At 58.2% G+C, this 25,510-nt stretch carries 31 protein-coding genes and 2 pseudogenes; 19 read left to right on the top strand and 14 right to left on the bottom strand.

All coding sequences use genetic code 11. The features are described from left to right. Positions 1–5: 5 nt before the first annotated feature. From AC0V6K_RS11720 to coxB, 5 genes and pseudogenes are all read right to left on the bottom strand, one after another. Entirely contained in the window at positions 6–596 is a 591-nt protein-coding gene (locus AC0V6K_RS11720; RefSeq protein WP_472622435.1) for a cytochrome c oxidase assembly protein, read from the bottom strand. Next, positions 593–724, bottom strand: a complete 132-nt coding sequence (locus AC0V6K_RS11715) for a hypothetical protein (protein WP_472622433.1) — start codon at positions 722–724, stop codon at positions 593–595. The genes AC0V6K_RS11720 and AC0V6K_RS11715 overlap by 4 nt, the downstream gene beginning before the upstream one ends. Further along, on the bottom strand, positions 721–1,656 hold the full coding sequence (locus AC0V6K_RS11710; protein WP_472622431.1) for a heme o synthase: 936 nt from the start codon (positions 1,654–1,656) through the stop codon (positions 721–723). The genes AC0V6K_RS11715 and AC0V6K_RS11710 overlap by 4 nt, the downstream gene beginning before the upstream one ends. A gap of 114 nt (positions 1,657–1,770) precedes the next feature. After that, positions 1,771–3,489 (bottom strand): cytochrome c oxidase subunit I, encoded by a 1,719-nt coding sequence (gene ctaD, locus AC0V6K_RS11705; protein ID WP_472622429.1) that lies wholly within the window; start codon positions 3,487–3,489, stop codon positions 1,771–1,773. Between the two features lie 56 nt (positions 3,490–3,545). Next, positions 3,546–4,543 (bottom strand): annotated as a pseudogene (gene coxB, locus AC0V6K_RS11700) (cytochrome c oxidase subunit II). Positions 4,544–4,776: 233 nt separating this feature from the next. On the opposite strand from coxB, the gene pyrE reads away from it, so the two are divergent. From pyrE to ruvX, 7 genes are all read left to right on the top strand, one after another. Continuing rightward, the gene (pyrE, locus tag AC0V6K_RS11695) at positions 4,777–5,370 is read left to right on the top strand and encodes an orotate phosphoribosyltransferase (protein ID WP_472622427.1); all 594 of its coding nucleotides are present in this window, start codon (positions 4,777–4,779) and stop codon (positions 5,368–5,370) included. Positions 5,371–5,377: 7 nt separating this feature from the next. After that, entirely contained in the window at positions 5,378–6,118 is a 741-nt protein-coding gene (locus AC0V6K_RS11690) for a pyridoxine 5'-phosphate synthase (protein WP_472622425.1), read from the top strand. Between the two features lies 1 nt (position 6,119). Next, positions 6,120–6,404 carry a pyridoxal phosphate biosynthetic protein gene (locus AC0V6K_RS11685; protein ID WP_472622423.1) on the top strand — a complete coding sequence of 95 codons (285 nt, stop codon included), beginning with the start codon at positions 6,120–6,122 and terminating at the stop codon, positions 6,402–6,404. Next, positions 6,401–6,811 (top strand): holo-ACP synthase, encoded by a 411-nt coding sequence (gene acpS, locus AC0V6K_RS11680; protein ID WP_472622421.1) that lies wholly within the window; start codon positions 6,401–6,403, stop codon positions 6,809–6,811. Before AC0V6K_RS11685 ends, acpS begins: the two co-directional genes overlap by 4 nt. A gap of 97 nt (positions 6,812–6,908) precedes the next feature. Beyond that, positions 6,909–7,796 (top strand): signal peptidase I, encoded by an 888-nt coding sequence (lepB, locus tag AC0V6K_RS11675; protein ID WP_472626137.1) that lies wholly within the window; start codon positions 6,909–6,911, stop codon positions 7,794–7,796. Positions 7,797–7,805: 9 nt separating this feature from the next. Continuing rightward, positions 7,806–8,954: a DUF3089 domain-containing protein gene (locus AC0V6K_RS11670; RefSeq protein WP_472622419.1), complete on the top strand. Its 1,149-nt coding sequence runs from the start codon at positions 7,806–7,808 to the stop codon at positions 8,952–8,954. A gap of 14 nt (positions 8,955–8,968) precedes the next feature. Then, complete coding sequence (gene ruvX / locus AC0V6K_RS11665) at positions 8,969–9,421, top strand: Holliday junction resolvase RuvX (RefSeq protein WP_472622417.1); 453 nt, start codon at positions 8,969–8,971, stop codon at positions 9,419–9,421. On the opposite strand, the gene AC0V6K_RS11660 is transcribed toward ruvX, so the two are convergent. The 3 genes from AC0V6K_RS11660 to AC0V6K_RS11650 all read right to left on the bottom strand — a co-directional run bounded on the left by AC0V6K_RS11660 (position 9,418) and on the right by AC0V6K_RS11650 (position 11,471). Next, the gene (locus tag AC0V6K_RS11660; RefSeq protein WP_486172644.1) at positions 9,418–10,329 is read right to left on the bottom strand and encodes a transposase; all 912 of its coding nucleotides are present in this window, start codon (positions 10,327–10,329) and stop codon (positions 9,418–9,420) included. The two genes, ruvX and AC0V6K_RS11660, sit on opposite strands and share 4 nt — an antisense overlap. Continuing rightward, entirely contained in the window at positions 10,329–11,168 is an 840-nt protein-coding gene (locus AC0V6K_RS11655; protein ID WP_486172643.1) for a hypothetical protein, read from the bottom strand. Before AC0V6K_RS11655 ends, AC0V6K_RS11660 begins: the two co-directional genes overlap by 1 nt. Positions 11,169–11,300: 132 nt before the next feature. Continuing rightward, entirely contained in the window at positions 11,301–11,471 is a 171-nt protein-coding gene (locus tag AC0V6K_RS11650; RefSeq protein WP_472622411.1) for a hypothetical protein, read from the bottom strand. Positions 11,472–11,592: 121 nt separating this feature from the next. On the opposite strand from AC0V6K_RS11650, the gene AC0V6K_RS11645 reads away from it, so the two are divergent. Next, on the top strand, positions 11,593–12,090 hold the full coding sequence (locus tag AC0V6K_RS11645; RefSeq protein ID WP_472622409.1) for a PaaI family thioesterase: 498 nt from the start codon (positions 11,593–11,595) through the stop codon (positions 12,088–12,090). Next, positions 12,083–12,475 (top strand): PaaI family thioesterase, encoded by a 393-nt coding sequence (locus AC0V6K_RS11640; RefSeq protein ID WP_472622407.1) that lies wholly within the window; start codon positions 12,083–12,085, stop codon positions 12,473–12,475. Before AC0V6K_RS11645 ends, AC0V6K_RS11640 begins: the two co-directional genes overlap by 8 nt. A gap of 9 nt (positions 12,476–12,484) precedes the next feature. Here the strand turns inward: AC0V6K_RS11640 and AC0V6K_RS11635 are convergent, their stop codons facing one another. The 3 genes from AC0V6K_RS11635 to AC0V6K_RS11625 all read right to left on the bottom strand — a co-directional run bounded on the left by AC0V6K_RS11635 (position 12,485) and on the right by AC0V6K_RS11625 (position 16,564). Beyond that, on the bottom strand, positions 12,485–14,671 hold the full coding sequence (locus tag AC0V6K_RS11635) for a transglycosylase domain-containing protein (RefSeq protein ID WP_472622405.1): 2,187 nt from the start codon (positions 14,669–14,671) through the stop codon (positions 12,485–12,487). Positions 14,672–14,733: 62 nt separating this feature from the next. Next, entirely contained in the window at positions 14,734–15,723 is a 990-nt protein-coding gene (gene cobS, locus AC0V6K_RS11630) for a cobaltochelatase subunit CobS (protein WP_472622403.1), read from the bottom strand. 82 nt (positions 15,724–15,805) lie between these two features. After that, positions 15,806–16,564: a cupin domain-containing protein gene (locus tag AC0V6K_RS11625; protein WP_486172642.1), complete on the bottom strand. Its 759-nt coding sequence runs from the start codon at positions 16,562–16,564 to the stop codon at positions 15,806–15,808. Positions 16,565–16,568: 4 nt separating this feature from the next. On the opposite strand from AC0V6K_RS11625, the gene AC0V6K_RS11620 reads away from it, so the two are divergent. Next, positions 16,569–17,408 (top strand): oxygenase MpaB family protein, encoded by an 840-nt coding sequence (locus AC0V6K_RS11620; RefSeq protein ID WP_472626135.1) that lies wholly within the window; start codon positions 16,569–16,571, stop codon positions 17,406–17,408. Between the two features lie 58 nt (positions 17,409–17,466). Continuing rightward, a complete protein-coding gene (locus AC0V6K_RS11615; protein ID WP_472622399.1) occupies positions 17,467–17,826 on the top strand; it encodes a DUF1428 domain-containing protein in 360 nt (119 codons plus the stop codon). A gap of 6 nt (positions 17,827–17,832) precedes the next feature. Here the strand turns inward: AC0V6K_RS11615 and AC0V6K_RS11610 are convergent, their stop codons facing one another. Continuing rightward, positions 17,833–18,426 (bottom strand): DnaJ domain-containing protein, encoded by a 594-nt coding sequence (locus AC0V6K_RS11610; protein ID WP_472622397.1) that lies wholly within the window; start codon positions 18,424–18,426, stop codon positions 17,833–17,835. Positions 18,427–18,512: 86 nt separating this feature from the next. Between AC0V6K_RS11610 and AC0V6K_RS11605 the strand changes: the two genes are divergently transcribed. Genes AC0V6K_RS11605 through AC0V6K_RS11585 form a run of 5 tightly spaced genes read left to right on the top strand, consistent with a single transcriptional unit; the run spans position 18,513 to position 21,883 of the window. Then, entirely contained in the window at positions 18,513–18,764 is a 252-nt protein-coding gene (locus tag AC0V6K_RS11605; RefSeq protein ID WP_472626133.1) for a BolA family protein, read from the top strand. Continuing rightward, complete coding sequence (locus tag AC0V6K_RS11600) at positions 18,764–19,642, top strand: pirin family protein (RefSeq protein ID WP_472622395.1); 879 nt, start codon at positions 18,764–18,766, stop codon at positions 19,640–19,642. Before AC0V6K_RS11605 ends, AC0V6K_RS11600 begins: the two co-directional genes overlap by 1 nt. Positions 19,643–19,665: 23 nt before the next feature. Then, positions 19,666–20,478 carry an SDR family NAD(P)-dependent oxidoreductase gene (locus AC0V6K_RS11595; protein ID WP_472622393.1) on the top strand — a complete coding sequence of 271 codons (813 nt, stop codon included), beginning with the start codon at positions 19,666–19,668 and terminating at the stop codon, positions 20,476–20,478. Then, positions 20,478–21,371 (top strand): alpha/beta fold hydrolase, encoded by an 894-nt coding sequence (locus AC0V6K_RS11590; protein ID WP_472622391.1) that lies wholly within the window; start codon positions 20,478–20,480, stop codon positions 21,369–21,371. Before AC0V6K_RS11595 ends, AC0V6K_RS11590 begins: the two co-directional genes overlap by 1 nt. A 56-nt stretch (positions 21,372–21,427) precedes the next feature. Beyond that, positions 21,428–21,883 (top strand): hypothetical protein, encoded by a 456-nt coding sequence (locus tag AC0V6K_RS11585; protein ID WP_472622389.1) that lies wholly within the window; start codon positions 21,428–21,430, stop codon positions 21,881–21,883. A gap of 15 nt (positions 21,884–21,898) precedes the next feature. On the opposite strand, the pseudogene AC0V6K_RS11580 reads toward AC0V6K_RS11585, so the two are convergent. Together AC0V6K_RS11580 and AC0V6K_RS11575 are read right to left on the bottom strand one after the other, a co-directional pair. Beyond that, positions 21,899–22,423, bottom strand: a pseudogene (locus tag AC0V6K_RS11580) (DUF2332 family protein). Further along, entirely contained in the window at positions 22,309–22,977 is a 669-nt protein-coding gene (locus AC0V6K_RS11575) for a DUF2332 family protein (RefSeq protein WP_472622387.1), read from the bottom strand. Before AC0V6K_RS11575 ends, AC0V6K_RS11580 begins: the two are co-directional and overlap by 115 nt. Before the next feature lie 66 nt (positions 22,978–23,043). On the opposite strand from AC0V6K_RS11575, the gene hisG reads away from it, so the two are divergent. From hisG to nusB, 3 genes are read left to right on the top strand one after another with little or no spacing between them, the layout of a single operon-like run. Next, a complete protein-coding gene (gene hisG, locus AC0V6K_RS11570; protein WP_472622385.1) occupies positions 23,044–23,736 on the top strand; it encodes an ATP phosphoribosyltransferase in 693 nt (230 codons plus the stop codon). After that, positions 23,736–25,028 carry a histidinol dehydrogenase gene (hisD, locus tag AC0V6K_RS11565; protein ID WP_472622383.1) on the top strand — a complete coding sequence of 431 codons (1,293 nt, stop codon included), beginning with the start codon at positions 23,736–23,738 and terminating at the stop codon, positions 25,026–25,028. Before hisG ends, hisD begins: the two co-directional genes overlap by 1 nt. Beyond that, on the top strand, positions 25,025–25,489 hold the full coding sequence (nusB, locus tag AC0V6K_RS11560) for a transcription antitermination factor NusB (protein WP_472622381.1): 465 nt from the start codon (positions 25,025–25,027) through the stop codon (positions 25,487–25,489). Before hisD ends, nusB begins: the two co-directional genes overlap by 4 nt. Positions 25,490–25,510 lie beyond the last annotated feature (21 nt).

Below are 25,510 nucleotides of genomic sequence, written 5' to 3'. Positions count from 1 at the left end.
TGTAATCAATTCGCGCTGGAACGAGCCGAGTCTACGGCCTCTTTCGCGCGGTGGAAAGTGTAGCTCAAAGTGATTTGCTCGATATCGCCGATAACCTCATCTTCAAGGATGGCGGGATCGACGTAATAGAGCACGGGCATGTTGACTTCCTGCCCTGGCTCAAGCGTCTGCTCGGTGAAGCAGAAGCATTGGATCTTGTGGAAATACTTGCCCGCTTGCGCCGGTTCGACATTGAATGTCGCGGTGCCCGTCACGGCGAAGCTGCTTGTGTTGCGCGCGGTGTAGCTCGCAAGGTCGCGTTGGCCGATCTCAACAGTGTCGGTCGATTGGACCGGAGCGAAAACCCACGGCATGTTGTTCGCAGTCGAGGCGTCGAAACGGATCGAGATTTCCTCACCGGTCGCAGTCGCTGCGGCGCGTGCGGCTTCGGTCTCGTTAGCGACCTGCGTGGTTCCGCCAAAGCCCGTTACGCGGCAGAACAAGTCGTAGAGCGGCACAGCAGCATATCCGAGGCCGAGCATGGCCAGCGCGCCGACAAAGGCTAGGATGCCGACCTTCGCGTTACGCTGGTCAAGGTTAGGTTGCGCGGTGCTCATGATGCACCGCCAATCCGTGCCATGGTGATGAAGTAGAACAGCACCACAAAGAACAACAGCGTGCCTGCAACCACAAGGTTGCGGCTCTTCTGGCGACGCTTGGCTTCTGTCTCTTCTTCAGGCGTCATGCGAACATGCCCCCGGCAATTACACCCTGCGCTGCCAGCACGCGGTCAGCGACCAGCGCGCCGAACAGGATGAAGAGATAGAGGATGCTGAATTTGAACAGCGTCTTTTCCGGCTTGAGCGGATCGTCGCCAGTACGGTTCTCTGCCATCACCGGCAGCGCCAGCACAGCAAACAAGACCGAGAGCACGACCGCTACCGAGCCATAGACCCAGCTCGTCCCACCGATCAACCACGGCGCAATCGCGACAGGAGCCAGCAGCAGGGTGTAGACCATAATGTGGATGCGCGTGGAGCGCTCACCGGCAACCACCGGCAGCATGGGAATGCCAACCTTGGCGTAGTCCGACTTAACAAACAGCGCGAGCGCCCAGAAGTGCGGCGGCGTCCACATGAAGATGATCGCGAACAGCAGGACCGGCATCGCGGTGATTTCACCGGTAACCGCAATCCAGCCAATGAAAGGCGGGAAAGCGCCAGCGCCGCCACCGATTACGATGTTCTGCGGCGTGCGCGGCTTCAGCCACATTGTGTAAATCACGGCGTAATAGACAATCGCAGCGGCAAGCGAGATCGCGGCAAGCCAGCCAATGGCAACGCCCATCAGACCCACCGAAACACAGCTGAGGAAGACACCGAAATCGCGTGCGTCATTCGGGTTCATCCGCCCCTGCGGGATCGGGCGGGTCGCAGTGCGTTTCATGCCCGCATCCAGATCCGCTTCCCACCACTGGTTGAGGACAGCCGACCCGCCTGCGCCCATCGCAATCGCAAGGATCGCGGTAAAGCCGAGTACCGGGTGAATAGTCCCCGGCGCCGCCAGCAGTCCGCAAATGCCGGTGAAGATCACCAGCGTCATCACGCGCGGCTTGGTCAGCGTGAAGAAATCACGCCATTCCGCCGGGAGCGATGTTGTGTTTGCAGTCGTGTCCATCGGACGGTTCTTACTCGGTTTCAGTGTCTTTATCGGGAGAGAGCGCACCATCGCGGCGCGCCCCCTCAAGTTTCGGTTTGTCGAGCAGGTGGGAGGCGCCCCACCCTGCTCCGATCACTCGGCCGGCTGAGCCGACGGACGGTGATCGTGGTAATCGTGGTGGTCCTCGATCACCGGAAGCGTCTCGAACTGGTGGAACGGCGGCGGGCTCGGGAGAGTCCATTCAAGCGTTGTTGCACCTTCGCCCCATGGGTTCCCTTCTGCCTTGCGGCCCGCAAAGAACGCGTAGGCAAGGTTCACGAAGAACACGGCAACCGAAGCGAGAATGATCATGTAACCGATCGAGCTGATCTGGTTCCAGTAAGCGAAGGCTTCCGGATAGTCAGGGATACGTCGCGGCATACCGTTCATGCCTAGGAAGTGCTGCGGGAAGAACACCACGTTCACGCCGATAAAGAACAGCCAGAAGTGAACATGCGAGAGAAGCTCGCTATGCATCTTGCCGCTCATTTTCGGGAACCAGTAGTAGAACGCCGCGAACAGCGAGAACACTGCACCCATCGACAGCACGTAATGGAAGTGCGCCACAACGTAGTAGGTGTCGTGCAGGTTATCATCGATACCGCCATTGGCGAGGATCACACCGGTTACACCACCAACGGTGAACAGGAAGATAAAGCCCAGCGCCCAGACCATCGGTGATTTGAACTCCATGGAGCCGCCCCACATCGTCGCGATCCAGCTGAAGATCTTTACGCCCGTCGGGACGGCAATAACCATCGTCGCGGCGGTGAAGTACATCTTCGTGTTCACGTCGAGGCCGACGGTGTACATGTGGTGCGCCCACACGATGAAGCCGACGACACCGATGGCAACCATGGCGTAGGCCATACCGAGGTAACCGAAGACCGGCTTACGGCTAAAGGTTGCGACGATCTGGGAGATCATGCCGAAGCCCGGCAGGATCATGATGTAAACCTCTGGGTGACCAAAGAACCAGAACAGGTGCTGGTAGAGAACCGGGTCGCCGCCGCCTGCTGGATCGAAGAAAGTCGTACCGAAGTTACGGTCGGTAAGCAGCATGGTGATTGCAGCCGCGAGCACCGGAAGGGCGAGCAGCAGCAGGAACGCTGTGACCAGAACCGACCATACGAACAGCGGCATTTTGTGCAGGGTCATGCCCGGCGCGCGCATGTTGAAAATGGTGGTGATGAAGTTGGTCGCACCAAGGATCGAGCCTGCGCCAGCAAGGTGAAGCGAGAAGATCGCAAAGTCGACCGCAGGCCCGGGGTTCGCGGTGGTCGAGAGCGGCGCATAGACCGTCCAACCCACACCTGCTCCCAGGGCATCAGCGCCCGTTCCAGGTACAAACAGCGAGAAACAAAGACTGATGAAACCAGCAACGGTCAGCCAGAATGAAATGTTGTTCATGCGTGGAAACGCCATGTCAGGCGCACCGATCATGAGCGGCACGAACCAGTTGCCGAAGCCACCGATCATGGCTGGCATGACCATAAAGAATACCATGATCAGGCCGTGAGCCGTGATGAACACGTTCCACATGTGATAATTGGCGTTCTCGGACGGATTGCCGCCGAAAAACTCAACCGCAGCGCCAAGATACTGGATGCCAGGTTCGGCCAGTTCCAAACGCATAACGCCTGACATCGCGCCGCCGATGATACCGGCGAAGATCGCGAAGATCAGGTAAAGCGTGCCGATATCTTTGTGGTTGGTCGACATGAACCAACGCTTGAAGAAGCTCGGCTTGTGATCCGCGTGATCATCGGTGTGCCCGTGGGCTGCGTCGAAATTTTCTGCGGTGGTTGCCATGGTTACGTTTCTCTCAGGCTAGTCTAATTCGTTCAGTGCGATGGGATAGAAAGCGATCAGCTTTCTGTCTCTTCGCCTTCCTCAGCAGTTGCTTCTTCGGCGGGCTCTTCAGCAGTTTCTGTGCCGGGCATCGCGCCGCCCTGCGATGCCACCCAAGCTTCAAACTCGGCAGGCGGCAGCGCTTCGACTGTGATCGGCATAAAGCCGTGGCGCGCGCCGCATAGTTCGGAGCACTGGCCATAATAAACGCCCGGCTCTTCGATCGTGAGCAGCTTCTCGTTCAAACGGCCCGGAACGGCGTCCATTTTGAACCAAAGCGACGGAACCGAAAATGCGTGGATCACGTCTGCGGCGGTTGTCTGGATACGAAGGGGGTGTTGGCGGGCACAACCATCCGATTGTCAACAGCCAGCAGGTAAGGCTCGCCATCTGCCAATGCAGTCGGCTTGTCCTTCATGTTTGATACGATTTCGACGCCGTGGTCGGGATACTCATAACCCCAATACCACTGATAACCCACCGCCTTAACGGTCACAGCATCTTCGGGTGGGTTCTCGTACTGCGCGGCCAAAAGGGTGATCGATGGGATGGCGATCACGACGAGGATAAGGACCGGTACAACGGTCCAAACCACCTCAATCAGCGTATTGTGAGTGGTGCGCGACGGGGTCGGGTTACTCCTGCGATTGTAGCGGATCATAACCCAGATCAGAAGGCCCAACACGAATAGGCTGATGACCGTGATGATCGGCAGCAGCAGATAATCATGCATACCAAGAGCGTAGGCACCGTCCTTGGTGTACTGGTCCTGGAAGGTCATCGATTTGAGCGCATCATCTTCGTAAGGCGTGGGCATACCCTTATCTTTGGTCGGCGCCATCGGCGTGTAGCCACCGGCTGTTTCAGCCACCTCTTCGGTCGCTGGCGCCGCAGTTTCTTCTGCTGCATCCTGTGCGAATGCCGCTTGCGGCGACGCAAGGGTCGCAAATGCGAGGAGAACCGCCGCGAACACAGCTGCGGTTGCAAACTTCAAATGGCTGAGTGCCTGACCCATAATAATGTGCCTAAACATGCTTTAGAGTTTTGATCCCATTCCGCACCACCCGAGGATTCGTCCAAACCCCTTGAAAGCACGGCATTGCTGTCGGCATTTCTGCCAACTTCTCGGCCCCCTTAGCCGCGCTTGCCCCCTGCCTCAAGCGCTTCTAGGGAGAAAAATATGCAAGGCCCCATGATGCGGGCGCAAGTTGATGCAACCTTCTAGACGGTGTGAGGATTTGAACGGCAATGACCGCAGCTCTTTCTACAGATGACGTATTGAACGAATTTCGCGGCTGTGGCGCCTTGCTTGAAGGGCATTTCAAACTGTCGTCTGGCCGGCACAGCGGCCATTATCTGCAATGTGCCCGCGTCCTTATGAACCCGGCTCGTGCCGCGCGCTTGGCCGAAGCAACCTGTGCAAAAATCCCCCTCGATATCCTCAACGAGGTTGATGTGGTCGTCTCGCCAGCAATGGGCGGAATCATCATGGGCCATGAAGTCGGACGGGCTTTGAACATGGATGCGCTGTTTCTCGAACGCCCCGATGGCGTGTTTCACCTACGCCGCGGTTTCGCGATCGAGCAAGGTGCCAAAGTTCTGATGGTAGAAGACGTGGTCACCACGGGCCTTTCCAGCCGCGAAGCCATCGCGGCGGTAGGCACGGAAGGCGGTGAAGTGATCGCAGAGTGCTCGCTGGTCGACCGTTCGGGCGGTTCGGTCGATCTGGGCGTGCCTTTTTTCCCTCTCGTCGCCATTGATTTCCCAACCTATGCCGAAGACGAAATCCCCGACGCGCTGGCCGCCGTACCTGTGACCAAACCCGGAAGTCGCAAGGAATAGAGCCGCTATGACATCCCCCTTACGTTTGGGCGTGAACATTGATCACGTTGCCACCATTCGCAATGCGCGCGGCGGCGATCATCCAGATCCGGTGCGCGCAGCGGAAATCGTGGCAAGGGTCGGCGGTGATGGCATCACTGCGCATTTGCGCGAAGACCGCCGCCATATCCGCGATGAAGACTTGGCGCGCATCCAGTCTGCAACCAATTTGCCGCTCAATCTGGAAATGGCCGCAACGCCGGAGATGCTGGAGATCGCGCTGCGTCACCAGCCACATGCCGCCTGCATAGTCCCCGAAAAGCGCGAGGAGCGGACCACCGAAGGCGGTCTGGATGCGGCTGGTCTGCACAACACACTCGTGCCGATTGTCGAACAACTGCGCGAGGCAGACATTCGCGTCTCACTGTTCATCGAAGCCAACGAACGCCAATTGGACGCCGCCTTGCGCTTAGGAGCCCCCGTGGTGGAGTTTCATACCGGCGAATACGCGCACGCTTTCCTAGATGACGACTACGCAAGAGTTGAAAGCGAGTTGCGACGCATATCAGACATGGCAGCGCTTGCCGCCAAAAACGGGATAGAGCCGCATGCCGGACACGGCCTAACGTTCGAGAATGTCCAGCCCATCGCCGCTATCCCGCAGATCGCCGAGCTGAATATCGGGCACTACCTTGTGGGCGAGGCAGTTTTTGTTGGCCTCGAAAACGCCATTCGCCGCATGCGCGAATTGATGGATGAGGCACTCTAATATGGCAGCCGAAGAACTTCCCGAACTCACTAACGCGCAGAAAGGTTGGGCGTTCGCCGCAGCCGCGCTCTTCTTGGGAGCAGTCGGGTTTCTCGGTTTCGCGCTTAATACCGGCATCCTGCGCCCCTTTGCCATCGGGTGGATAGCCTTGCAGATCTTTGGCTTTGTTGGCGCGTTGAAGTTTGCAAAGGGCGACTTCGCGCATCCTTTATTCAAAAGTCAGGTGATGCTCCATATCATTGCTGTGGCGCTACTGGTGCTGGCTATATCGAGGGCTTCCGCATGATCATCGGCCTTGGTTCTGACCTGTGCAACATCGAACGCATCGCCAACTCACTCGAACGGTATGGCGAGCGGTTCGAGAACCGCGTCTTCACCGAAATTGAGCGCGCCAAGGCGCGGCGGCGCCCCTACACCATCGCCGGAACCTACGCGAAACGCTTCGCTGCCAAGGAAGCTTTCAGCAAGGCGGTGGGCACCGGTTTCAAACGCGGCGTTTACATGAAAGACATCGGCGTGGTGAATGCCCCTTCCGGTGCGCCCACTCTTGCGCTAACGGGCGGCGCAGCGACGCGGCTTGAAGAAATGATCCCGGCGGGACATGAGGCGCACATTCATCTTACCCTAACCGACGATCATCCATGGGCGCAGGCCTTCGTTATTATTGAAGCCTACCCCCGCGCAGCCCAATGATTGCAGCAGTTTGAAACGGACACACGTGACTGACACCAACACCCCGACCACCGGCGACACCCCTGTCGAGCCCGAAGTCGAGACCAAAGCAGAGGCAGTGGCCGAAGTGGCTGACGGCGAAACTAAAGACGAGAAGGTCAACTGGTTCGCAGAGCTGCGCGGGCTGGCCCTCATGCTGCTCGCGGTGCTGTTCTTTCACAGTCTGGTCGCCAAACCGTTCTACATCCCTTCGACCTCTATGATGCCAAGCCTGTGGGTCGGCGACCGTCTGGTGGTCAGCAAGTACCCGTATGGCTGGAACTGGTCATCGGCCAGCTTCCATCTGCTTCCCCGCGGAGAATGGCGCATTTGGGCCGACACGCCTGAATATGGCGATATTGTCATTCCTGTGCACCCGGACCGTGATGAAGATTACATCAAACGTGTCGTTGGACTGCCCGGCGATACAGTCGAGGTGAAGGACGGGGTTCTGATCCTCAACGGAACACCGGTGAAACGCGAAATCGTGCCACCGACGCGCATTCCGTATGAACCCGAGTTGCTGTGTGGCGGCAGCGGGATCGAAATGCCCTGCCTCACCGCGTTTGAGCCGTACAAGGTACGTGAGGCGAATGGCGATCAGTTTTACGAGCCCGCGACCTATCGGGAGACCCTACCCAACGGTGCGAGCTATCTGGTAATCGATCACGAGGACCAACCGCTCGACAACTTCGCCCCTTACATTGTCCCCAAGGATCACGTCTTCGTGATGGGCGACAATCGCGACGAAAGCGCTGACAGCCGTGCCAGCGCTGCAGAGCGCGGGCTTGGTGGCGGCGTGCCGCTTTGGAACATCGGTGGCCGTGCAGAGTTCATCACATTCTCGCTCGACGGCTCGACGTCATGGAACCCGGTAAGCTGGTTCACATCGATGCGCGGCGATCGGGCGTGGAGCACCTTGCGTCCGGCCAAGGCGGAGACGTCGAAGGCGGCAACTGAAGAGTAAAGAGCTCTAATGGCCAAGAAATTCCTGTATTTCATCGCGTTCTGCATCGTTCTTGCGTTGATCGGCCGGATCGGCTGGGAGATGTTCAAGGAAGAGATCGCTGCGGCGGTGCTTGTGCCTTCGACTGAGTTCACGCCACAAGAGCCATTGCAAGCCAACGCGTACCAAGACCCGTCGCTTTGGTATTCGCGTCCGGGGATGGGGACAAATGATCCGGCGCGCTGGAGGCCATCCAACGTCATTGACAGCGAATCCGGCGACGGACCGAACTTCGCTGTCTTCTTCGTCCATCCGACCAGCTATCTGAACCGCGAGGCGTGGAACGCGCCGATAGGTGAGAATGCCGATGCCGAGGCAGAGCGCATAGCCCGCATCTACCTTCGCGGCATGGCGAGCCCGTTCAACGAAGCAAACGAGATATGGGCTCCCAAGTATCGCCAAGCGACGATGGGCGCATTTCTGACTGATGCTGAAGAAGGCCAGAAAGCCATCGACGCGGCCTATAGCGATGTTCTGGAGGCCTACCGCTACTTCCTGGAGTCGCTTGATGCCGACACGCCTATCGTGCTGGTCGGACACAGTCAGGGCTCGCTGCACCTGATCCGCCTGCTGCGCGAGGAAGTTAAAGACAGCGATATCGCCGACCGTTTGGTGGCAGCATACGCTGTCGGTTGGCCCATCTCGATTGAGATTGATCTTCCAGAAATGGGAATTGCGGCCTGCGCGACTGCAGCGCAAACTGGCTGCGTCCTATCGTGGTCTAGTTTTGCCGAGCCTGCTGATCCCTCCACCGTCATGGAAACCTATGCGAAGTCCACTGGCTTCAACGGGCAAGCGCGCGGGAACAGCAAAATCCTCTGCACCAACCCGCTCACCGGGACATTCGAGGGCGACGCATCTGCTGACGTTAACCTCGGCACTTTGCTTCCGAACGACACAATCACATCAGGCAGGCTTGTGCCCGAGGCCGTTCCGGCCCGCTGCGACGACCGTGGATTGCTGCTGATCGGCAATCCGCCGGAGATTGGCGGCAACGACTATGTGCTGCCCGGGAACAACTATCACGTTTATGACATCCCGCTGTTCTGGGCGAATACGCGCGCAGATGTGAACCGCCGTGTACGTGCGTTTGTGAACACCGCTGAGGACGCATCCTGATTGTCGAGAATGCCTTGGATTTCTCAGACGCGCTTTCCGATGGCGGAGCGCTGCTGGGTCTTGACCTTGGCACCAAGACTATCGGCACCGCATTCTGCGATGCGGGCTGGCGGTTTGCCACCAATGGTAAGACCCTGGGGCGTGGAAAATGGGGGCGCGACAAGGCGCTGATCGGCGAGTTGATCGAACAGCGCGCGATCAAGGGCATCGTGCTTGGCCTACCCCGCAACATGGATGGCAGTGAGGGACCACGTGCGCAAAGCTCCCGCGCATTTGCCCGCAATCTTTCCGAGGCTTTTGAAATGCCCGTTCTGCTGTGGGATGAGCGTTGGTCCACGCAAAGCGCCGAAGCGGCGATGATCGGGCAGGATATGAGCCGCGCCAAACGTGCCGAGGCCATCGACAGCCACGCCGCGGCTGTGATCTTGCAAGGCGCGATTGATCGGCTTGCCGGCGGAGTGATCTAAGCGGTCATTGCTTTGCGGCGACGTCTTGCGATCGCCGCGACCATCCGACTGCCGCTCTTTTCCGCTGCCCCCCAAATTTGGTCTGCCTTAGCATTATCGGCCACCGCCGCCTGCGCCTTAAAGCTTGCCAAGCGCAACCGGTCACTAGGATGAGACCGCCCTACCCATTCAGCAAAGTCGAATGCCTCCTCGCTCCCGCTCGCGACCGCGATACGCATAAACACTTCGGTCGTGTTCCCATTGAGAAGACGGGTGACCTCGCCACGATCAAGATCAAAACCGTATTGATCGAACCAGCACTGCGCTGGATCGATATGCATGACGTTAAGCGAGACCGAGAGCGCTTCAGGCGGCAGCTGGCTGTGAATGTCGCGGTGCGCGCGGTAGAGCATCACTTTACCTGGTTCGAGCGTGCTGCGCTCTACAAACCGCAATTCGACCCGTTCACCGGGATGGCCAGCCACCGTTTCATAATCGTAGTCGTAATAGTCGCTGCGATAGCCCGGGCCGGAATACCCGCAGGTTAGGAAGCTGAAGTTGTGATCGTGCGGCACTCCATAGACAAAACTGCGAGCGCCGCTGGTCCTAAAGCACAGATCGTCTTCGGCGGGCCAGATATTGGCACGCAAAAACATGCCGCCTCGTTCCCCCTCGTAACGCGGGCTGAGCATGATTGCTTGCGGACCATAACCGCTATCGAGCGCGGATGCAGTGTTTGATCGGCCTGCGATCTGATCGACCAAAAGGTTGGCGAGGAAGGTCCGGTTGTTGCCAAGCTTCTTCAGCCAAATTGCCGCCGATTGCAGCTTTTCTTCATCAGATGGGTCAAACTCCAAGGCGGCAAGCGCATCTATCGCCTGCTCCAATGAGCAAGACGAGTTGTCATCGCAATGCATCACGCGGGGCATTATGCGGCCTGCGTCGCTAGCTGCGGGTAAGTCGACATGAGAATCCTGCGAAGCGCTGAAGCGGTACTTGCAAGCGGGTCAGCAACATCTTGGCTCAATTTCGAGAGCAAAAGGAACCCTGTCGCGGCATCAAGTGCAAGGCATTGCCTGACGGCTTCCCATCGCAGATCTGGATCGGCTTCCAGGTCGGATGCCAGTTGCTTTAGCTCGGGCAGCGCCGGTTCATGCTCAAGAGCGCCCAAGAGCGCTACAGCCATTTGCAGTCGGCTCGTCCGCTTATTCCCGCTCGCACTGTGAATGCGTTCGCCGGTTTCGACATGATATTGGTGCGCCGGCCCGGCTTCCGCCGGCGTTCTTGCGACATGGAGGGTCAGGACGGGTCGATCAATTGCGTGGAGAAAACGCGTCTGCATGTAGTCCAGCGTGATCGTGTCACCCTCTTTCCAGATGTATTGCTTCTTGCAGATTGTCGCGCTTGGGGCGTGCTGGTCGACGGCAACAATCGCGCCCTTCGCTTTTCCCGACAGAATTACCTCGTGACTCTGATGATCGTTGAACACAGCGCCGGCTGGCGCGCGAGCAATTTCGACAGGCCAATACGCACACAAGCTTAGCGTTGCTTCGCCCGCTGCAATCAACCGTAGAATTGTGTAGCTCTCCGCAGACTTGCCGTTGAGCGGCACCTCGGCCAAAGGGTTATCCCTAAGCGTGGCCAAGATCGCATCGATTAGGAGATCAAGCCAGTCCCGCGCAGGTGCCTCGGACTCCAGCATCCTCCACAAAAACTTGCACTCTTTGACGTCCGCTCCAGAGCCGAAAGCCGCCAAATCCCGCGCCACGTGTCGAGTCTGCGGAGTTACTTGCCATTGCGCAATGACCCGATCGATCGAAGACTGCGCATGGCGCTGCGAAGCTCGATTGCTCCGCAGCGCCGCGATGTCGGGATGCACACGCAACTGGCCAATCCCGGATTAGAAGAACAGTCCCGGAGGAGGAGGTGGTGGTGGCGGAGCGGTTTCGTAAATGTAGACCATGATTTCAACAATCGGTCCTCCGGCAGAGGTCTCCGTAGAGGAGATCGAACCGTAAAGACCCTTCGCTGTTTCAAGGCCCGGCAATGAGGATAAGTCAATTTTTGGCATAGCTTCGCCCCTTGTCTGACGCCCGATGAATGCCGAGCGACAAGAGAATGGTGCGCGATCTGGCGCTGCCGAAAAAATTAAAACATTGTAATGAATATCGCAGCGCAGCTAGGCAGCGCGCATGAGCTCAAACTTGCCGCCATTCAACCCGAAAGAAGCCGCGAAGTTCTTCTTCAAACACGGCCACTCCGGATGGCTTGGATTGCGATATCACGACCATGGTGAAAACTGGGTTGAGTTAGAATTACCTTGGCGCGAGGATCTGCTGGGTGAACCGGATCGTCCAGTCCTTGCCTCTGGCCCCATAGTCAGCCTGATGGACATGGCGAGCGGCATGTCGATTTGGCAGTCCAAAGGAACATTCACGCCCATCGCCACATTAGATCTGCGCGTGGATTACCAGCGCGCCGCGAAGGAACGTTCAGCAGTATACGGCAGAGTGGAATGCTATCGCTCAACCCGGTCAGCGGCGTTTGTTCGCGGGATCGCGCATGATGGGGATCTCAACGATCCCGTCGCGCATGTTGCGGGCGTATTTATGACAATCGCCCATGATCCTCGGCAGAAATCACCACCGTCACAGGTAAACGCAAAATCGGAAGGGGCGGCCGATGACTAATATGCCAACCCTACCGGCCTATGCTCGATCATTGGGGATCGCCTTTCACGAGATGGAAGGCGACACACCTGTTCTGACTGTCGACTTCGGTCCTTCCGTGGAAGGACGACCCGGACACTTCCATGGCGGAGCAACGGCTGGCTTGCTCGAAAACGCAGGTTACGCAGCGTTGCGACATGCGCTGTTGGCTGAGGGGCGCACACCGCAACTCAAACCGATCAACATCACAGTTCAATATCTTTCCGCTGGCAAGCAAAAGCAGACATTCGCTCTTGCCCGCATCACGCGGCTCGGTCGTCGCAGCGCCAATCTTTCGGTGGAGGCGTGGCAGGATGATCGTTCGCGCCCCATCGCAAGCGCCGTGATGAACATCCTGATGGCATAATGCCGCCTGCTATTCCTCCGGCGGGCTTTGTCCGGGGTTTATGTTGAAGCCGTCCTCGTCAATCCGGAATTCCACAGGCGCGCCGCCGATTTCAGCTTCGACCGATAAGCCATCCTCTTCAATCCGAAGGCTGGTTCCATCCTCCCCCAAGGGAATCTCAGCGCCCTCTTCGACGTCGAGAGGCTCAATCGGCCCCTGTGGGTCAGGCGTGCGGGTAGGTCGAGCTGGCGCTTTCAGTGACAGTGCACCGCGCATAAAGTCTTTCCAGATCCGCGCAGGCAATCCGCCACCGCTCACTTTGTTCAAAGGGCTATTATCGTCATTGCCGACCCACACGCCTACGACCAAGTCTTCGGCATAACCGACGAACAATGCATCACGGTAATCCTGCGTTGTTCCGGTCTTCCCATAATTGGCAATCGGCAGCATCGCCGCACGACCAGTGCCGGTGTTGATCGCGGTGCGCATCATCTGCTGCAAATCATCGCTCACGCGATAGGACATGCTGTCCTCATTGCCCCAGATCCAGTCCCAGAATGACTGCCACCACGATTTTTCCTCTTGTGGCAGAGGATGCGGGCGCACGGGGAACGAGTTGGCCGCCACACCGGCATAGGCAGAGGTGAGCTCGAGCAACGTCATGGAAGACGTGCCCAACGCGAGACTTGGGTCGCCCTCTGGCAAAGGCGACGTCACACCTAAATCGCGCGCAGATTCGATAACGTTCTTGCTGCCAACTTCATTGAAAAGCCTCACCGCAGCGACGTTGCTTGAAGTCGAAAATGCTTGTTCAAGAGTGATTTCGTCGGAGTATTTTTCGCCCGAGTTCTTGGGTCGATAAGAACCCGTCTCGATGGGCGTATTCGCAATCATATCCTCGGGCGACCAGCCAGCCTGCAAGGCTGCGTGATAAACAAATAGCTTGAACGTTGAGCCAGGCTGGCGCTTTGCCTGTGTTGCGCGATTGAATGGCGACGCGGCGTAATCCTTGCCCCCAACCATCGCGACAACTTCACCTGTCGGTCGCATCGCAACCAAAGCCACCTGCGCCCCGCCCAGTGCGGCTCGCCCCGTTACGCGGCTTGCCAGCTGCTGAAAGTTCGCATCGAGCGTCGTTGTCAGCACTTGATTGGAGTAACTCGCTTCCATCTGCTTGCGCGCCATCGGCAATGCCCAGTCGGCAAAATAAGTGCCGGTTGGCAAGTCGTTGACCGTCCGCGAGTCTACGACCGGCGTCGGCATAGCGTCAGCTTCGGCCTGCGTGATATACTCGGCGTCGACAAGTGCACCGACGACCTGATCCATACGTGCTTTCGCTTTGTCGAAATTCTTCGTCGGGGCGTAGCGCGATGGGGCCTGCAACAGCCCTGCCAGCATGGCCGCCTGATTGGGCTTCAGGTTCTCCGGCTTGCGATAGAAATAGTGAAGGCTCGCTGCGCGCAGCCCGTATTGATTGTCTCCGAAATAGGCATTGGAGAGGTAGCGGCTGAGTATCTCATCTTTGGTCAGCCATGCTTCCAGCCAGAAAGCGATCAGAGCCTCACGCGCTTTGCGGGTCAGCGTCTGCTCCGGCGTCAGGAAGGTGAACTTAGCCAATTGTTGCGTGATCGTGCTGCCACCGCCTCGCCCGGTCCACGCCGCACGTGCAATGCCGCGCGGGTCAACGCCCCAATGCGAATAGAACCGGCGATCTTCAATCGCGAGAAACGGCTCGATCACATGGTCGGGCAGATCAGCCACATTGACTGGCTCCGCCACCACGGCGCCGCTTCGTGCGATGGGTGTGCCATCATTCGCGACCAGCGTGACCTGCGGCGGGGCGATTGGCTCGAGCGACTTGGACAAGGGCGCTGTGACGGTCAGCCACGCAACGAGCAGGATGAACATCATGATCATCCCCGCAACGATCCGTGCCGCCCACCAACGCTTGCGCCGCCCGCGCCAATAGGTGGGGGTCCAGAAAGGACGCTTGTGTCGGACGATCGCCTCAGTCTGGCGATCTGCCTCATTTAGTTGCTCGTCCCATTCGTCAAAGCGGCTGGCCGTGCCGACGCGCGATGGGCGGTCCCAGTCGTCATCGGGGTCATAGTCGCGCTGTGACTCATAAGTGGCGTAGTATCCCGCACCACCAGCCGCCTCGTCGCGGGACTGCGACGAGCGGTTCTTGCCAAGACGGATTCGTTCGAACAGCCCCATAGCACCACTGTGTTAGCAGGATAGGACACCTGCCTGCAAGTAAACGCTATGATCCGCTACCTTTACGAACCCTGAGCAGCGCTTTCAGGTAGGTCTTCGTTGAACACGCGCTGATAGTATTCGCTGACCAGAGTGCGCTCTGCCTCATCACATTTGTTGAGGAAGCTAAGGCGGAAGGCGAAACCGACCGAGTTAAAGATCGCCGCGTTCTGCGCCCATGTGATGACGGTGCGCGGACTCATGACGGTCGAGATATCGCCGTTCATGAAACCTTGGCGCGTAAGCTCGGCGACTTTGACCATGTCAGCGATCATCGCATCGTCCGCATCCGGTGTCTTCGACTTTACAATCTGTTGTTCGGTTTCAGCGGGCAGGTAGTTGAGCGCGACAACAATGTTCCAGCGGTCCATCTGCGCTTGGTTGATTGCCTGCGTACCGTGATACAGTCCGCTCGTATCCCCCAGCCCGACCGTGTTGGTGGTCGCGAAGAGGCGGAAATAAGGATTCGGCGTGATCACGCGATTCTGATCTAGCAGCGTCAGGCGACCATCAAATTCGAGAATACGCTGAATCACGAACATCACGTCCGGACGACCCGCATCATACTCGTCAAAGGTGAGCGCAACAGGGTGCTGCAGCGCCCATGGCAGGATGCCTTCCTTGAACTCAGTAACTTGAAGCCCGTCTTTCAGAACAATCGCATCGCGGCCCACCAGATCAATACGGCTGATATGCGCGTCCAGGTTCACGCGGATGCTGGGCCAGTTGAGGCGAGCCGCGACCTGTTCAATGTGGGTCGATTTACCCGTACCGTGATAACCCTGAACCATTACGCGGCGGTTGTGTGCAAAGCCTGCGAGGATCGCGAGAGTGGTGTCGGGGTCGAAGACGTAATCTTCGTCGAGCTCAGGCACGTGTTCGTCATTGCCGCTGAACGCGGGGACCTGCCAATCAACATCGATGCCGAATGTGTCGCGCACATCAACTGTCGTATCGGGCTCGGACGGGATGGCGCTGCCGCCAGCGAAGTCTTCGGTAGAGTGTGAGTTCATTGCGAGGTCCGGTTAAAGCGCGTTGCGTCCCTAAGCAACCCGCGCAGAGCAGTTAAGTTTCAAATCGCACACGATTTACATGTCAGCTTTGGTCTGGGACCGTGATTTGGGACAGGTGACCGCTTTTGATCCAAAGCCGCGCGCCATCCTCTTTGGCTGTGACTGATACAGGTGCTCCCTCTGGGAAACGGAGCCAATCATGGCGGGCGAATTTCTCGCATCCATGTTCGACAGCGCCTTCGAGAACCAGAATTTCGCAACCGCCATCCGAAACCAGCTCGGTAGTGACACCTTCATCCCACTGCTCCACTACAACGCGTTCGTAGTCGCGATCAGCGAGAATAGCGCTCGAAACGCCTTGACGTCGCGGGTCAGGAGTCAGCTCAACCGCGTTGAGATCAATAGAGAACTGATCCCTATCGGCCGGATCAAACTGCCACAGTTTCACAAAGATAGTGCAGCCGGGTTCGGATCGGGGAATGTGATGTGTGCCAACCGGATTGCGGACATAAGTGCCAGCCGGATAGTCACCGTGCTCATCCTGAAACACACCTTCCAGAACGATGAACTCCTCACCACCGGAATGGGTGTGCTCAGAAAAGACGCTTCCCTCAGCGTACCGCACAATGCTGGTCGCGCGAGCCACTTCATCGCCGATCCGATCAAGCATTCGCCTGTCCACGCCAGGCATCGGTGATGCTTGCCAATCCAACTGATCGGTGTGCGCAAAGGCTGGCTTATCGAATTCGGCGTTGATCTGCATGACCCCAAAATGGCGATAAAGTGAGACGATGAAAGGGCAATCACGCTCGAAAAATCCGATTGCTGTGATTACATTCACTGCGATGGCCGATCCGATTGAATCTCTGCGACTAAAACTTGTTGATCAGGTGCGAGCCGTGTTCAACGACACGTCGAATGGACAGAAGCCAGTTCCGCCATCGGAAAATGCGCTGTTTGAGAAAGATACGCCGATCCGCATGGTCCATGCCGATCTGGTGGGCATGATGACCGGCGGCATTCGGAGCCTGCTCCTGCAAATGCTACATCCGCACGCGCTGCAAGGCGTGCTGGATCATTCCAATTTTCGCGAGGATATGCACGGGCGATTGCAGCGCACGGCTCGGTTTATTGCAGTGACGACGTTTGGTGATCGCGAAACGGCAATGGCGACAATTCGCGCGGTCAATCGCATCCATGCGCGGATCGAAGGCGCACTCCCCGATGGGACGCCCTATAACGCCACCAATCCGCGTACGCTGGCTTGGGTCCATGTGGTTGAAGCGCAGAGCTTCCTTGCAGGCTACTTGCGGCATGTTCGGCCGAATATGCCTTCGAGTGACCAGGACGAATATTACCGCCAATTCGCCATTGTCGCCCGCGCGCTGGGTGCTGACCCCGTTCCAGAAACCCGGGCCGAAGCGGATGCGATCTTGCGCGAACTGCGCAGCGACCTAAAAGCTTCACCAGAGGCACGAGAGGTTGCACAGTTGGTGCTCAGCCAGAAGCCTCCCGGCACCCCGCCCGGTGTGCAGCGAATGCTGGGCGCAGAAGCGGTTGCGATGCTGCCCGATTGGGGCCGTTCCATGCTGCGATTGCGCAGGCCCACGCTCACCGCCCTACCCGCTCGCGCAGCAACATGGGGTGCGGGCAAAACCCTGCGCTGGGCCTTTCGCCAGAATTGACGCGATCTCGCCATAATCCTGAACAATATTGGCGCTCGGATCGTAGAGGAGAACGTCGATGTATGTAGCGATGGCCGTTCTGTCAGTGCCCGAAGCCAACCGGGATGCTTACGCTAAAGCAGCCGAATTCATGGCCGATTGGTCAATGAAAAACGGTGCCTTGGAGGTTATGGAAGCCTGGGAAGTCAATGTGCCCGACGGCAAGAAGACGGACCTGCGCAAGGCTGTTGCTGCGGAAGAAGGCGAAAAGATCGTAACTGGCTGGGTCATCTGGCCGGACAAGGAAACGCTTACCAAGGCACAAGAGGCCATGGGACGCGGCGAGGGATTTGAAGACTATCCGCAGGGCGACCCACCATTTGACCCATCGCGATTGATCTTCGGTGAGTTTGAGCCGGTCTTAACACGGGGCCGTTGACTATAGTCAGGCTAGCGCGCGGCTCTTTCGCAGTAACTGATACGCATCAACAACTTTGTTCAGCCGCGCTTCGAACTTTCGGTCACCGCCATTGCGGTCAGGGTGATAGCGGCGCACCAGTTCTGAATACCGTCGGCGCAATCGGCGTCGGTCGGTGTTGAGGCCCAATCCCATAACCTCCAGCGCCTGCGCCTCGTCCTTCGAAAAGCGGCCATCCATTGCCATCGTCGCTTCGCGCTGCGCCTTGCTTTTGATCCCCGCCGCACGAGCTGAAATCGCGTCAAGCGGATCGTCAAAGTCGGCCCAGCGCGGCAACCCATCCACGTGAACACGCTGCGAGAAACCGGGGCTTTCGGTGCGCCAACCATTCACAGGCGACTGGGCGCTAAAGATCTCATCGGCGCTCATACCCTCGAACCAATCATAGCCCGCGTTGAACTCGCGAACATGCTCTAGGCAAAACCAGCGCCACTCACCCGGCCCGTCAAATCCACTCGCACGATAGCCGGGCGCGCGAAACTCGCCCGCCTCGGTGCAGCCCGGCGCTTCGCACTGGCGATCCGCATCATCATGGCGGCCATGGAACTTGGATTGAGACATAAAGCTTGAAACAATGGGGTTTCGACGCCCAAATGCCAAGAATGCAAAAAGGACAAAATGCCGTGAGCGGACCCATTGCCGACGAAATGACGACACTGCTGACCGAGGCATTTGCGCCCACGCAGCTCGAAATCATCAATGATAGCGCACACCATGCGGGGCATTCAGGAGATGACGGTTCGGGAGAATCCCACTTCACAATCGTGATCGAAGCGGAAGCTTTTGCCAGCATGAATCGATTAAAACGCCAACGCGCAGTTATCGCGGCGCTCGGTGATATCGTCGGAGAGCGCGTGCACGCCGTTGCAATCAAAGCCAGCGCGCCGGAGACAGCCTGATGATCACGCAAACCATCACGCCGGTTACGCACGATCTTGGGCAGTTTGAGGTGCGCCGGGTTTTGCCATCACGAGCCCGGCAAATGGTCGGGCCCTTTATCTTCGTTGATGAATTCGGTCCGGGAGAGTTGAGCGGCGACGGAATGGGTGTGCGCCCTCACCCGCATATCAACCTCGCCACGGTCACTTGGCTTTTCGAAGGTGCAATTGATCACCGCGACAGCCTTGGCACCTTTGCCACGATCCGTCCCGGTCAGGTCAATTTGATGACGGCTGGCCGCGGGATCGTCCATTCGGAACGCAGCCCAAAGGGTGAGCTTGCCACAAACCCGGGCATGTTCGGGATGCAGACATGGCTCGCGCTTCCAGATGGCAAAGAAGAGATCGACCCGGCATTTGAAGCGGTGACAGACCTACCCGTCATTGAGGACACATGCGCCAAAGCATGGGTCATTATGGGCGACTTATGGGGGAAAAGCGCGCAAACCACGACCTATGCCGACACGATCTACGCCGAGATTGTCCTCGCCCCAACCGGCGCGATGCCAATTGAAGCCAACGCCGATGAGCGCGCCGTGATGCTGGTAAGCGGCGAGGCCAACGTAGATGGCATAGCTCTTAAGCCTTACGAATTGGCAGTTCTTGAACCGGGCAAAGAGATGACCGTTTCGAGCGATCGCGGAGGAAGGATCATGCTGCTAGGTGGAGAGGCTTTCACCACCAAACGCCACGTCTGGTGGAACTTTGTCAGCTCTGATCGAGAGCGCATCCAGCAAGCCAAAGAAGACTGGCGTGAGGGGCGTTTCCCCTCCGTGCCGGGCGATGCGGATGAATTTATTCCCTTGCCCGAAGTGCCAAAGACGATCAGCAATCCCTGAGAGGAATCAGGGAGAGCACTAATATGGATTACACCGGTAAGGTGGTTTGGATCACCGGTGCATCATCAGGCATCGGCGCAGCACTGGCGCGCGACTTGGCTTCGCGGGGTGCGCATCTGGTGTTGTCAGGTCGCGATGAAGCACGACTTGCTGAGGTTGCGGCAGACTGCGGTGAAACTCTGATCCTCCCATTTGACGTGCGCGATGACGCAGCGCTGGCGGATGCGACGGCCAAAGCGATCGATTGGAAAGGCGGTGTCGACCTCGCCTTTGCCAATGCCGGCGTTTCTCAGCGCAGCCGTGCGCTTAAGACCGATATGCAGGTATACCGCGATATCATCGATATCGACCTCACCGCCCAGATCGCTTTCAGCCAAGGCCTGATAGGCCATATGGTGGAGCGGGAAAGCGGCGGGCTAGCCTTCATTTCCTCCATCGCTGGCAAGGTGGGTGTTCCGATGCGCACCGCCTATTGTGCGGTGAAATTCGGCCTTGCCGGTTATGCGGATGCTTTGCGCGGCGAGTTGTCGCAGACGGGCGTTGGTGTCCACGTCATATATCCGGGCTCGGTCGCAACCGACGTGGCGCGAAACGCGATGGTGGGCGATGGCACCAAGCGAGGGCGCAGCGACAAAGCAATCGACGAAGGCATCCCTGCCGACGATGCGGCCAAAACAATGCTTGATGGCATCGCCAAAGGTGAGCGCGAGATCATCGTCGCTCAAGGCATGGAAGAACGGATGGGCGAAATGCGTCGCACCCCCGATGCGCTGTTCGATCAGGTCGCAGCCATGGTTGGCGCCGGTTACATGGAGCGCATGGAAGAGGAAGGCTGATGGTCATGGAGCAACGCCGCGTCGATCTGGCCAATGGTATTCATCTGATGGTCGTCGATGAGGGGCCGAAGGATGCGCCCGTGCTCATGTTCCTCCACGGCTTTCCCGAGAACCACCGGACTTGGCGTCATCAGATCGCGCATTTTTCGGATCGCTTTCGCTGCATCGCCTATGATCAGCGCGGCTACGCGCAATCGTCCAAACCTCAGGGCGTGGAGAACTACACTCCCGACAAAATGATTGGCGACGCATTCCTGCTCGCAGATGCTCTGGGCCTCGAGACATTCACTATCGTCGGGCACGATTGGGGCGGCGCGATTGCTTGGGGAGTGGCGTTGGCCGGACAACACGCGCGGGTGGAACGGGCAATCATTGCAAACGCTCCGCATCCCTCAATTTTCCAGAAGCTGCTCTACACTCATCGCGGCCAACGGGAGGCCAGCCAATATATTCGCGGGTTCAAGGATCCGGCCAACGACGATCTGATCCGTAACAAGGGGATCACCGGCATTCTGCTGCAAGAGGTCAATTGGGACCGCCCAAATGAAATGCCCGCAGAAGAACGCGCCCGGCTGCTAAGCGAGTGGGAGGACCGCGATGCCTGTTTCGGCATGATCAATTATTATCGAGGCAGCACGATGACTGTCCCGACGATGGACGAGCCTTTTGAGGTACCAGCCGACTACGTGCCACCTGATCTGCCAAAACTGACCGTCCCGACGCTGGTTGTTTGGGCGATGGACGACCTCGCGCTCCCGCCGGAGAATCTCGAAGGGTTGAACGAGGTGATCGACCCGCTCACCGTGGTACCGATTTATGGTTGCGGGCATTTTGTGACATGGGAAGCGCCAGAAAAAATGAACGCTGCGATGGACGCATTTCTGACTGCTTAGTTTGGTCAGTGACCTAATGTCATGTATCCTCCGCGAGCAAATGGAGGAGATGGATCATGGTCAAATTCAAGAAAGCTGCCGTTGTGGGTGTTGCAAGCGCAGCAATAATTGCGACTGCTACACCGAGCTTTGCCCAAAGCATAAGAGCACAGCGCGCTCAGCCTGCGAGCTCGGGCCCTTCCAGCTTCGAGCAGCAAGAAATTCCTAATCAGGAGCGCATGGCCTGCACATCCTCATTCAAGGTTTACTACACCCAGAGAGGCATCGCCTTCACCTGTCGAGCGGGCAACTCAGCCGCGCGTGTCATGGCAATCGATCATGACAAGTTTCCGGGCGGTGTGGATGCAGCCATGACCATGCTCATGACCGCAAAAACGAACAAGGACGCTAAGGGCTTTATGGTCCTGAGCGCGCGCTATCGTTCGCCAACCCCAAAAACCAAAATGATCTGCAACCTAACAGGGATTGTCAGCACGATCCCTTGTGTGGAAGTTGTCGCGCTAGATATCTGACGGACGGGTTGAGGGCTAGTCGCTAACCCACTCAACCCATGCGCCATGCGGATGCGCGTGGGAAAGTAATGTAGTGGTGCCGTTTTCAGCACCGCCGTTCCAGTACCGCACTTTGAGTTCATGGCGGAACGTTGCCGGATCGGTTTCGAGAGACACCCAGGCCAGTGGCTTGTCTTCGGTTGCTTGCGATCCAGCCGCTTCAAATGCCGCGGTGATCGCATCTTGCGTCTCAGCAGGCATGTATTGCCACATGATCGAGTGAAACATTGCCCGCGTTGAACCATGGGCTTGAGGTTCGGCGAGACACTTTTAGACGAATGCCCCGGCGTCCATTTCTACCAGAATAGGCGGGTTTGCGCTGGCGAGCGCAATGGCGGCATCAATCCGTTCCATCCGCTCTGGGGCATCGGGCCAGACATAGGCTTTCAACCGCAGCGCACTTTCTTGATCGGAAAGGTCAATCGGTCCGACATCACATCCGCGCACGGAGGTGATGGCGAAATCCTCTGGCGGCGCGGGTGGCGATCCCTCCCCCGCCATTCCGGTGCAATTCGCATGGGAGAATCCGCAGGACCGACCACGGTTTCGCCAAGCCGGTAATGATACCGCTCGATCATCGTGTTCACCCCCGCACTCGCGCCAAGCTCGAACAGCTCGAAGCGCGGTTGGATGCGCTGTGCCAACCACAGCAGCCCTGCCATAATGCTCGCCGAACGTCCGGCTTCGTTGGTCTGCGGTGGTCCATCAAGCCAAGGGGTGAGCTGCTCGTCGTGCTCACTCACCAAGGCTAGCACGATGCGATCCACCTCGGCCTGATCGGTAATCTCGCCCGAATAGACCGGAAGCAGCCGCTCATCGACGCCCGTCAGCGCCAAATGATGCAGCCCGCCTGTCACGCGCAGCGGCATCGCGTCTTTGAGCGTCAATCCGGCCCATTCGCGCATCCGCTGACCCATCGCTGTATCGCATTCGCGCACCTTGCTCAGCGCGCGGACCACGCGCGCAGTGCATTCTGCTCCATTCTCCGCAGCGTGCTGCGCCTGCCAGTCAATTGCCGTTTGAAATTCCTCAATGAGCATGACTGGCTGGTTCATAGTGCTTTCTCCAATGTCTCGCGGGCATTGCCCTTTGGTGCGCGCATCCCTAAGTCCCGCGGCGCAATGACCACCGACCTCTCTTCCACCAATTCCACACCGCTGACTTTCGCGGTGCCAAAGGGGCGCATTCTTGACGAAGCGCTGCCGGTGATGGCGCGTGCGGGCGTGGTGCCCGAGGATGGCTTTCACGACAAGTCCAACCGCTCGCTATCGTTCGGCACAACCCGCCAGGATATGCGGATAATCCGTGTACGCGCATTCGATGTTGCGACATTTGTTGCGCATGGTGCCGCGCAGGTGGGGATTGTAGGTTCGGACGTTATCGAGGAATTCGACTACGACGATCTCTATGCGCCGGTCGATCTGGATATCGGCCACTGCCGTCTATCGGTTGCACGGCTTGCCGATGATGACTTCAGCGCTGACGGTGCGAGCCATCTGCGTGTGGCGACCAAATATCCCAACCTCACACGCCGTCACTTCGAGCAGCAGGGCGTTCAGGCCGAATGCGTCAAGTTGAACGGCGCGATGGAGCTGGCTCCGTCGCTCGGCCTTGCACGTCAGATCGTTGATCTTGTCTCGACCGGAACGACGCTCAAGCAGAATGGACTGGTCGAGACTTCGAAGATCATCGACATCACCGCGCGCCTGATTGTGAATCGCGCGGCGTTGAAAACCGATGCACGTGTAGCGGCCTTGGTTTCCGCGTTTCGAGAGAGCGCGGAAGCTCGCAACACAAGTCCGGAAGCGGCGTGATGGAGATGATCTCCAGCCTCGATCCCGATTTTGCAAAGAAGTTCAAGCGCATCGTGGAATCGCGCCGCGAGGCGGACAAGGATGTGTCGGGCACAGTTTCGAGCATTCTGGCTGCGGTTAAGGCTCGTGGCGACGCGGCTTTGCTGGAATTCACGCAGCGCTTCGACGGCCATGGTCTGGTTGACGATGCGGACTGGAGTATTTCTGCCGAGCGTTGTGAGGAAGCATACAAAACGCTCGAGCCTGATCTGCGCGAAGCGCTCGATCTCGCGGCTGCACGCATTCGCGCCTATCATGAGGCGCAATTGCCGACAGACCGTGACTATGTTGATGAAGCAGGTGTTCGCCTCGGTGCAATCTGGCGCCCGGTCGATGCCGCTGGTCTTTATGTACCGGGCGGACGCGCAGCATACCCTTCGTCTCTGCTGATGAATGCAATCCCCGCTAAGGTTGCCGGAGTAGAGCGGCTTGTCGTGGTGACACCCACACCGAAGGGGAATTCAAACCCGCTCGTCCTTGCGGCGGCTCATGTTGCGGGCGTGGATGAGATTTGGCGCGTCGGAGGCGCGCAGGCGGTCGGTGCACTTGCTTACGGCACCGAGCGGATCAATCCGGTCGATGTGATCACTGGCCCGGGCAATGCCTTCGTCGCGGAGGCCAAACGTCAGCTTTATGGTGTGGTCGGGATCGACATGGTCGCAGGGCCCAGCGAAATTCTGGTCATCGCCGATGGCAAGAACGATCCTGACTGGATCGCTGCCGATTTGCTGTCTCAGGCCGAACACGACCCGACCTCACAGTCGATCCTGATCACCGACGATTCAGGATTTGCTGCCTTGGTGGAGGACTGCGTTGATGTGCAGTTGGCCATGCTCGACACCGGCAAGACAGCCCGCGAAAGCTGGGATGCGCACGGCGCAATTGTGGTCGTCAACGATCTGGCAAGCGAAGCCCCTGCCCTCGCCAACCGCCTCGCCGCCGAACATGTCGAAATCGCTGTCGATGATCCGGAGCCTTACCTTAGCTCAATCAAGCATGCGGGCAGCATCTTCCTTGGCCGCATGACGCCAGAGGCCGTGGGTGACTACGTTGCAGGACCAAACCACGTCCTGCCGACGGGTCGCCGCGCGCGCTTTTCGAGCGGACTGTCGGTGCTCGACTTCATGAAGCGCACAAGCTTTCTCGGTCTCGACAAGACATCCTTCCCACAAATTGGCCCGGCTGCGGCGACACTCGCCCATGCCGAGGGGCTTCCAGCCCACGCCAAATCGGTTGAATTGAGAATAAAATGACCGCTCCCCGCTCGCAATCCCGTTCGACCGCGCGGCTCGCCGCTGTACAGGCACTCTACCAACAGCAGATGGAAGGCACCCCGCTCGCCAAGCTGCTCGACGAATTTCACCAGCACCGGCTAGGCCGCGAAGTTGATGATGAAGATCACGACGGCGAGGTCTATGCAGATGCAGAGGTCGAATTCTTCGATGACATTGTGCGCGGCGTCGACGCGCGACGTGACGAAATAGACGCTAATCTGACCGATAAATTGTCAGATGGGTGGACCCTGACGCGTCTCGACAAGACCATGCTTCAGGTCCTGCGCGGTGGAGCCTATGAATTGATGGCGCGCGCCGATGTGCCAACCGCCAGTGCGATCAATGAGTATGTTGATGTTGCCAAAGCGTTTTTCGACGATCGCGAGGCCAAGTTCGTAAACGGCATCCTCGACGCGGTAGCGAAAGACGTTCGCACCTGATGCATACCGCCTCGCTTCGCG

It is taken from the genome of Erythrobacter sp. S43, from assembly GCF_057364955.1.
This window is presented reverse-complemented; position numbering and strand designations above follow the sequence as displayed.

Bases quoted from the DNA above. Each gene is read 5' to 3' on its own strand.
- AC0V6K_RS11720 (WP_472622435.1), bottom strand. From the start codon at position 596: ATGAGCACCGCGCAACCTAACCTTGACCAGCGTAACGCGAAGGTCGGC.
- AC0V6K_RS11715 (WP_472622433.1), bottom strand. From the start codon at position 724: ATGACGCCTGAAGAAGAGACAGAAGCCAAGCGTCGCCAGAAGAGCCGC.
- AC0V6K_RS11710 (WP_472622431.1), bottom strand. From the start codon at position 1,656: ATGGACACGACTGCAAACACAACATCGCTCCCGGCGGAATGGCGTGAT.
- ctaD (WP_472622429.1), bottom strand. From the start codon at position 3,489: ATGGCAACCACCGCAGAAAATTTCGACGCAGCCCACGGGCACACCGAT.
- pyrE (WP_472622427.1), top strand. From the start codon at position 4,777: ATGACCGCAGCTCTTTCTACAGATGACGTATTGAACGAATTTCGCGGC.
- AC0V6K_RS11690 (WP_472622425.1), top strand. From the start codon at position 5,378: ATGACATCCCCCTTACGTTTGGGCGTGAACATTGATCACGTTGCCACC.
- AC0V6K_RS11685 (WP_472622423.1), top strand. From the start codon at position 6,120: ATGGCAGCCGAAGAACTTCCCGAACTCACTAACGCGCAGAAAGGTTGG.
- acpS (WP_472622421.1), top strand. From the start codon at position 6,401: ATGATCATCGGCCTTGGTTCTGACCTGTGCAACATCGAACGCATCGCC.
- AC0V6K_RS11670 (WP_472622419.1), top strand. From the start codon at position 7,806: ATGGCCAAGAAATTCCTGTATTTCATCGCGTTCTGCATCGTTCTTGCG.
- AC0V6K_RS11660 (WP_486172644.1), bottom strand. From the start codon at position 10,329: ATGCCCCGCGTGATGCATTGCGATGACAACTCGTCTTGCTCATTGGAG.
- AC0V6K_RS11650 (WP_472622411.1), bottom strand. From the start codon at position 11,471: ATGCCAAAAATTGACTTATCCTCATTGCCGGGCCTTGAAACAGCGAAG.
- AC0V6K_RS11645 (WP_472622409.1), top strand. From the start codon at position 11,593: ATGAGCTCAAACTTGCCGCCATTCAACCCGAAAGAAGCCGCGAAGTTC.
- AC0V6K_RS11640 (WP_472622407.1), top strand. From the start codon at position 12,083: ATGACTAATATGCCAACCCTACCGGCCTATGCTCGATCATTGGGGATC.
- AC0V6K_RS11635 (WP_472622405.1), bottom strand. From the start codon at position 14,671: ATGGGGCTGTTCGAACGAATCCGTCTTGGCAAGAACCGCTCGTCGCAG.
- cobS (WP_472622403.1), bottom strand. From the start codon at position 15,723: ATGAACTCACACTCTACCGAAGACTTCGCTGGCGGCAGCGCCATCCCG.
- AC0V6K_RS11620 (WP_472626135.1), top strand. From the start codon at position 16,569: ATGGCCGATCCGATTGAATCTCTGCGACTAAAACTTGTTGATCAGGTG.
- AC0V6K_RS11615 (WP_472622399.1), top strand. From the start codon at position 17,467: ATGTATGTAGCGATGGCCGTTCTGTCAGTGCCCGAAGCCAACCGGGAT.
- AC0V6K_RS11610 (WP_472622397.1), bottom strand. From the start codon at position 18,426: ATGTCTCAATCCAAGTTCCATGGCCGCCATGATGATGCGGATCGCCAG.
- AC0V6K_RS11605 (WP_472626133.1), top strand. From the start codon at position 18,513: ATGACGACACTGCTGACCGAGGCATTTGCGCCCACGCAGCTCGAAATC.
- AC0V6K_RS11600 (WP_472622395.1), top strand. From the start codon at position 18,764: ATGATCACGCAAACCATCACGCCGGTTACGCACGATCTTGGGCAGTTT.
- AC0V6K_RS11595 (WP_472622393.1), top strand. From the start codon at position 19,666: ATGGATTACACCGGTAAGGTGGTTTGGATCACCGGTGCATCATCAGGC.
- AC0V6K_RS11590 (WP_472622391.1), top strand. From the start codon at position 20,478: ATGGTCATGGAGCAACGCCGCGTCGATCTGGCCAATGGTATTCATCTG.
- AC0V6K_RS11585 (WP_472622389.1), top strand. From the start codon at position 21,428: ATGGTCAAATTCAAGAAAGCTGCCGTTGTGGGTGTTGCAAGCGCAGCA.
- AC0V6K_RS11575 (WP_472622387.1), bottom strand. From the start codon at position 22,977: ATGAACCAGCCAGTCATGCTCATTGAGGAATTTCAAACGGCAATTGAC.
- hisG (WP_472622385.1), top strand. From the start codon at position 23,044: ATGACCACCGACCTCTCTTCCACCAATTCCACACCGCTGACTTTCGCG.
- hisD (WP_472622383.1), top strand. From the start codon at position 23,736: ATGGAGATGATCTCCAGCCTCGATCCCGATTTTGCAAAGAAGTTCAAG.
- nusB (WP_472622381.1), top strand. From the start codon at position 25,025: ATGACCGCTCCCCGCTCGCAATCCCGTTCGACCGCGCGGCTCGCCGCT.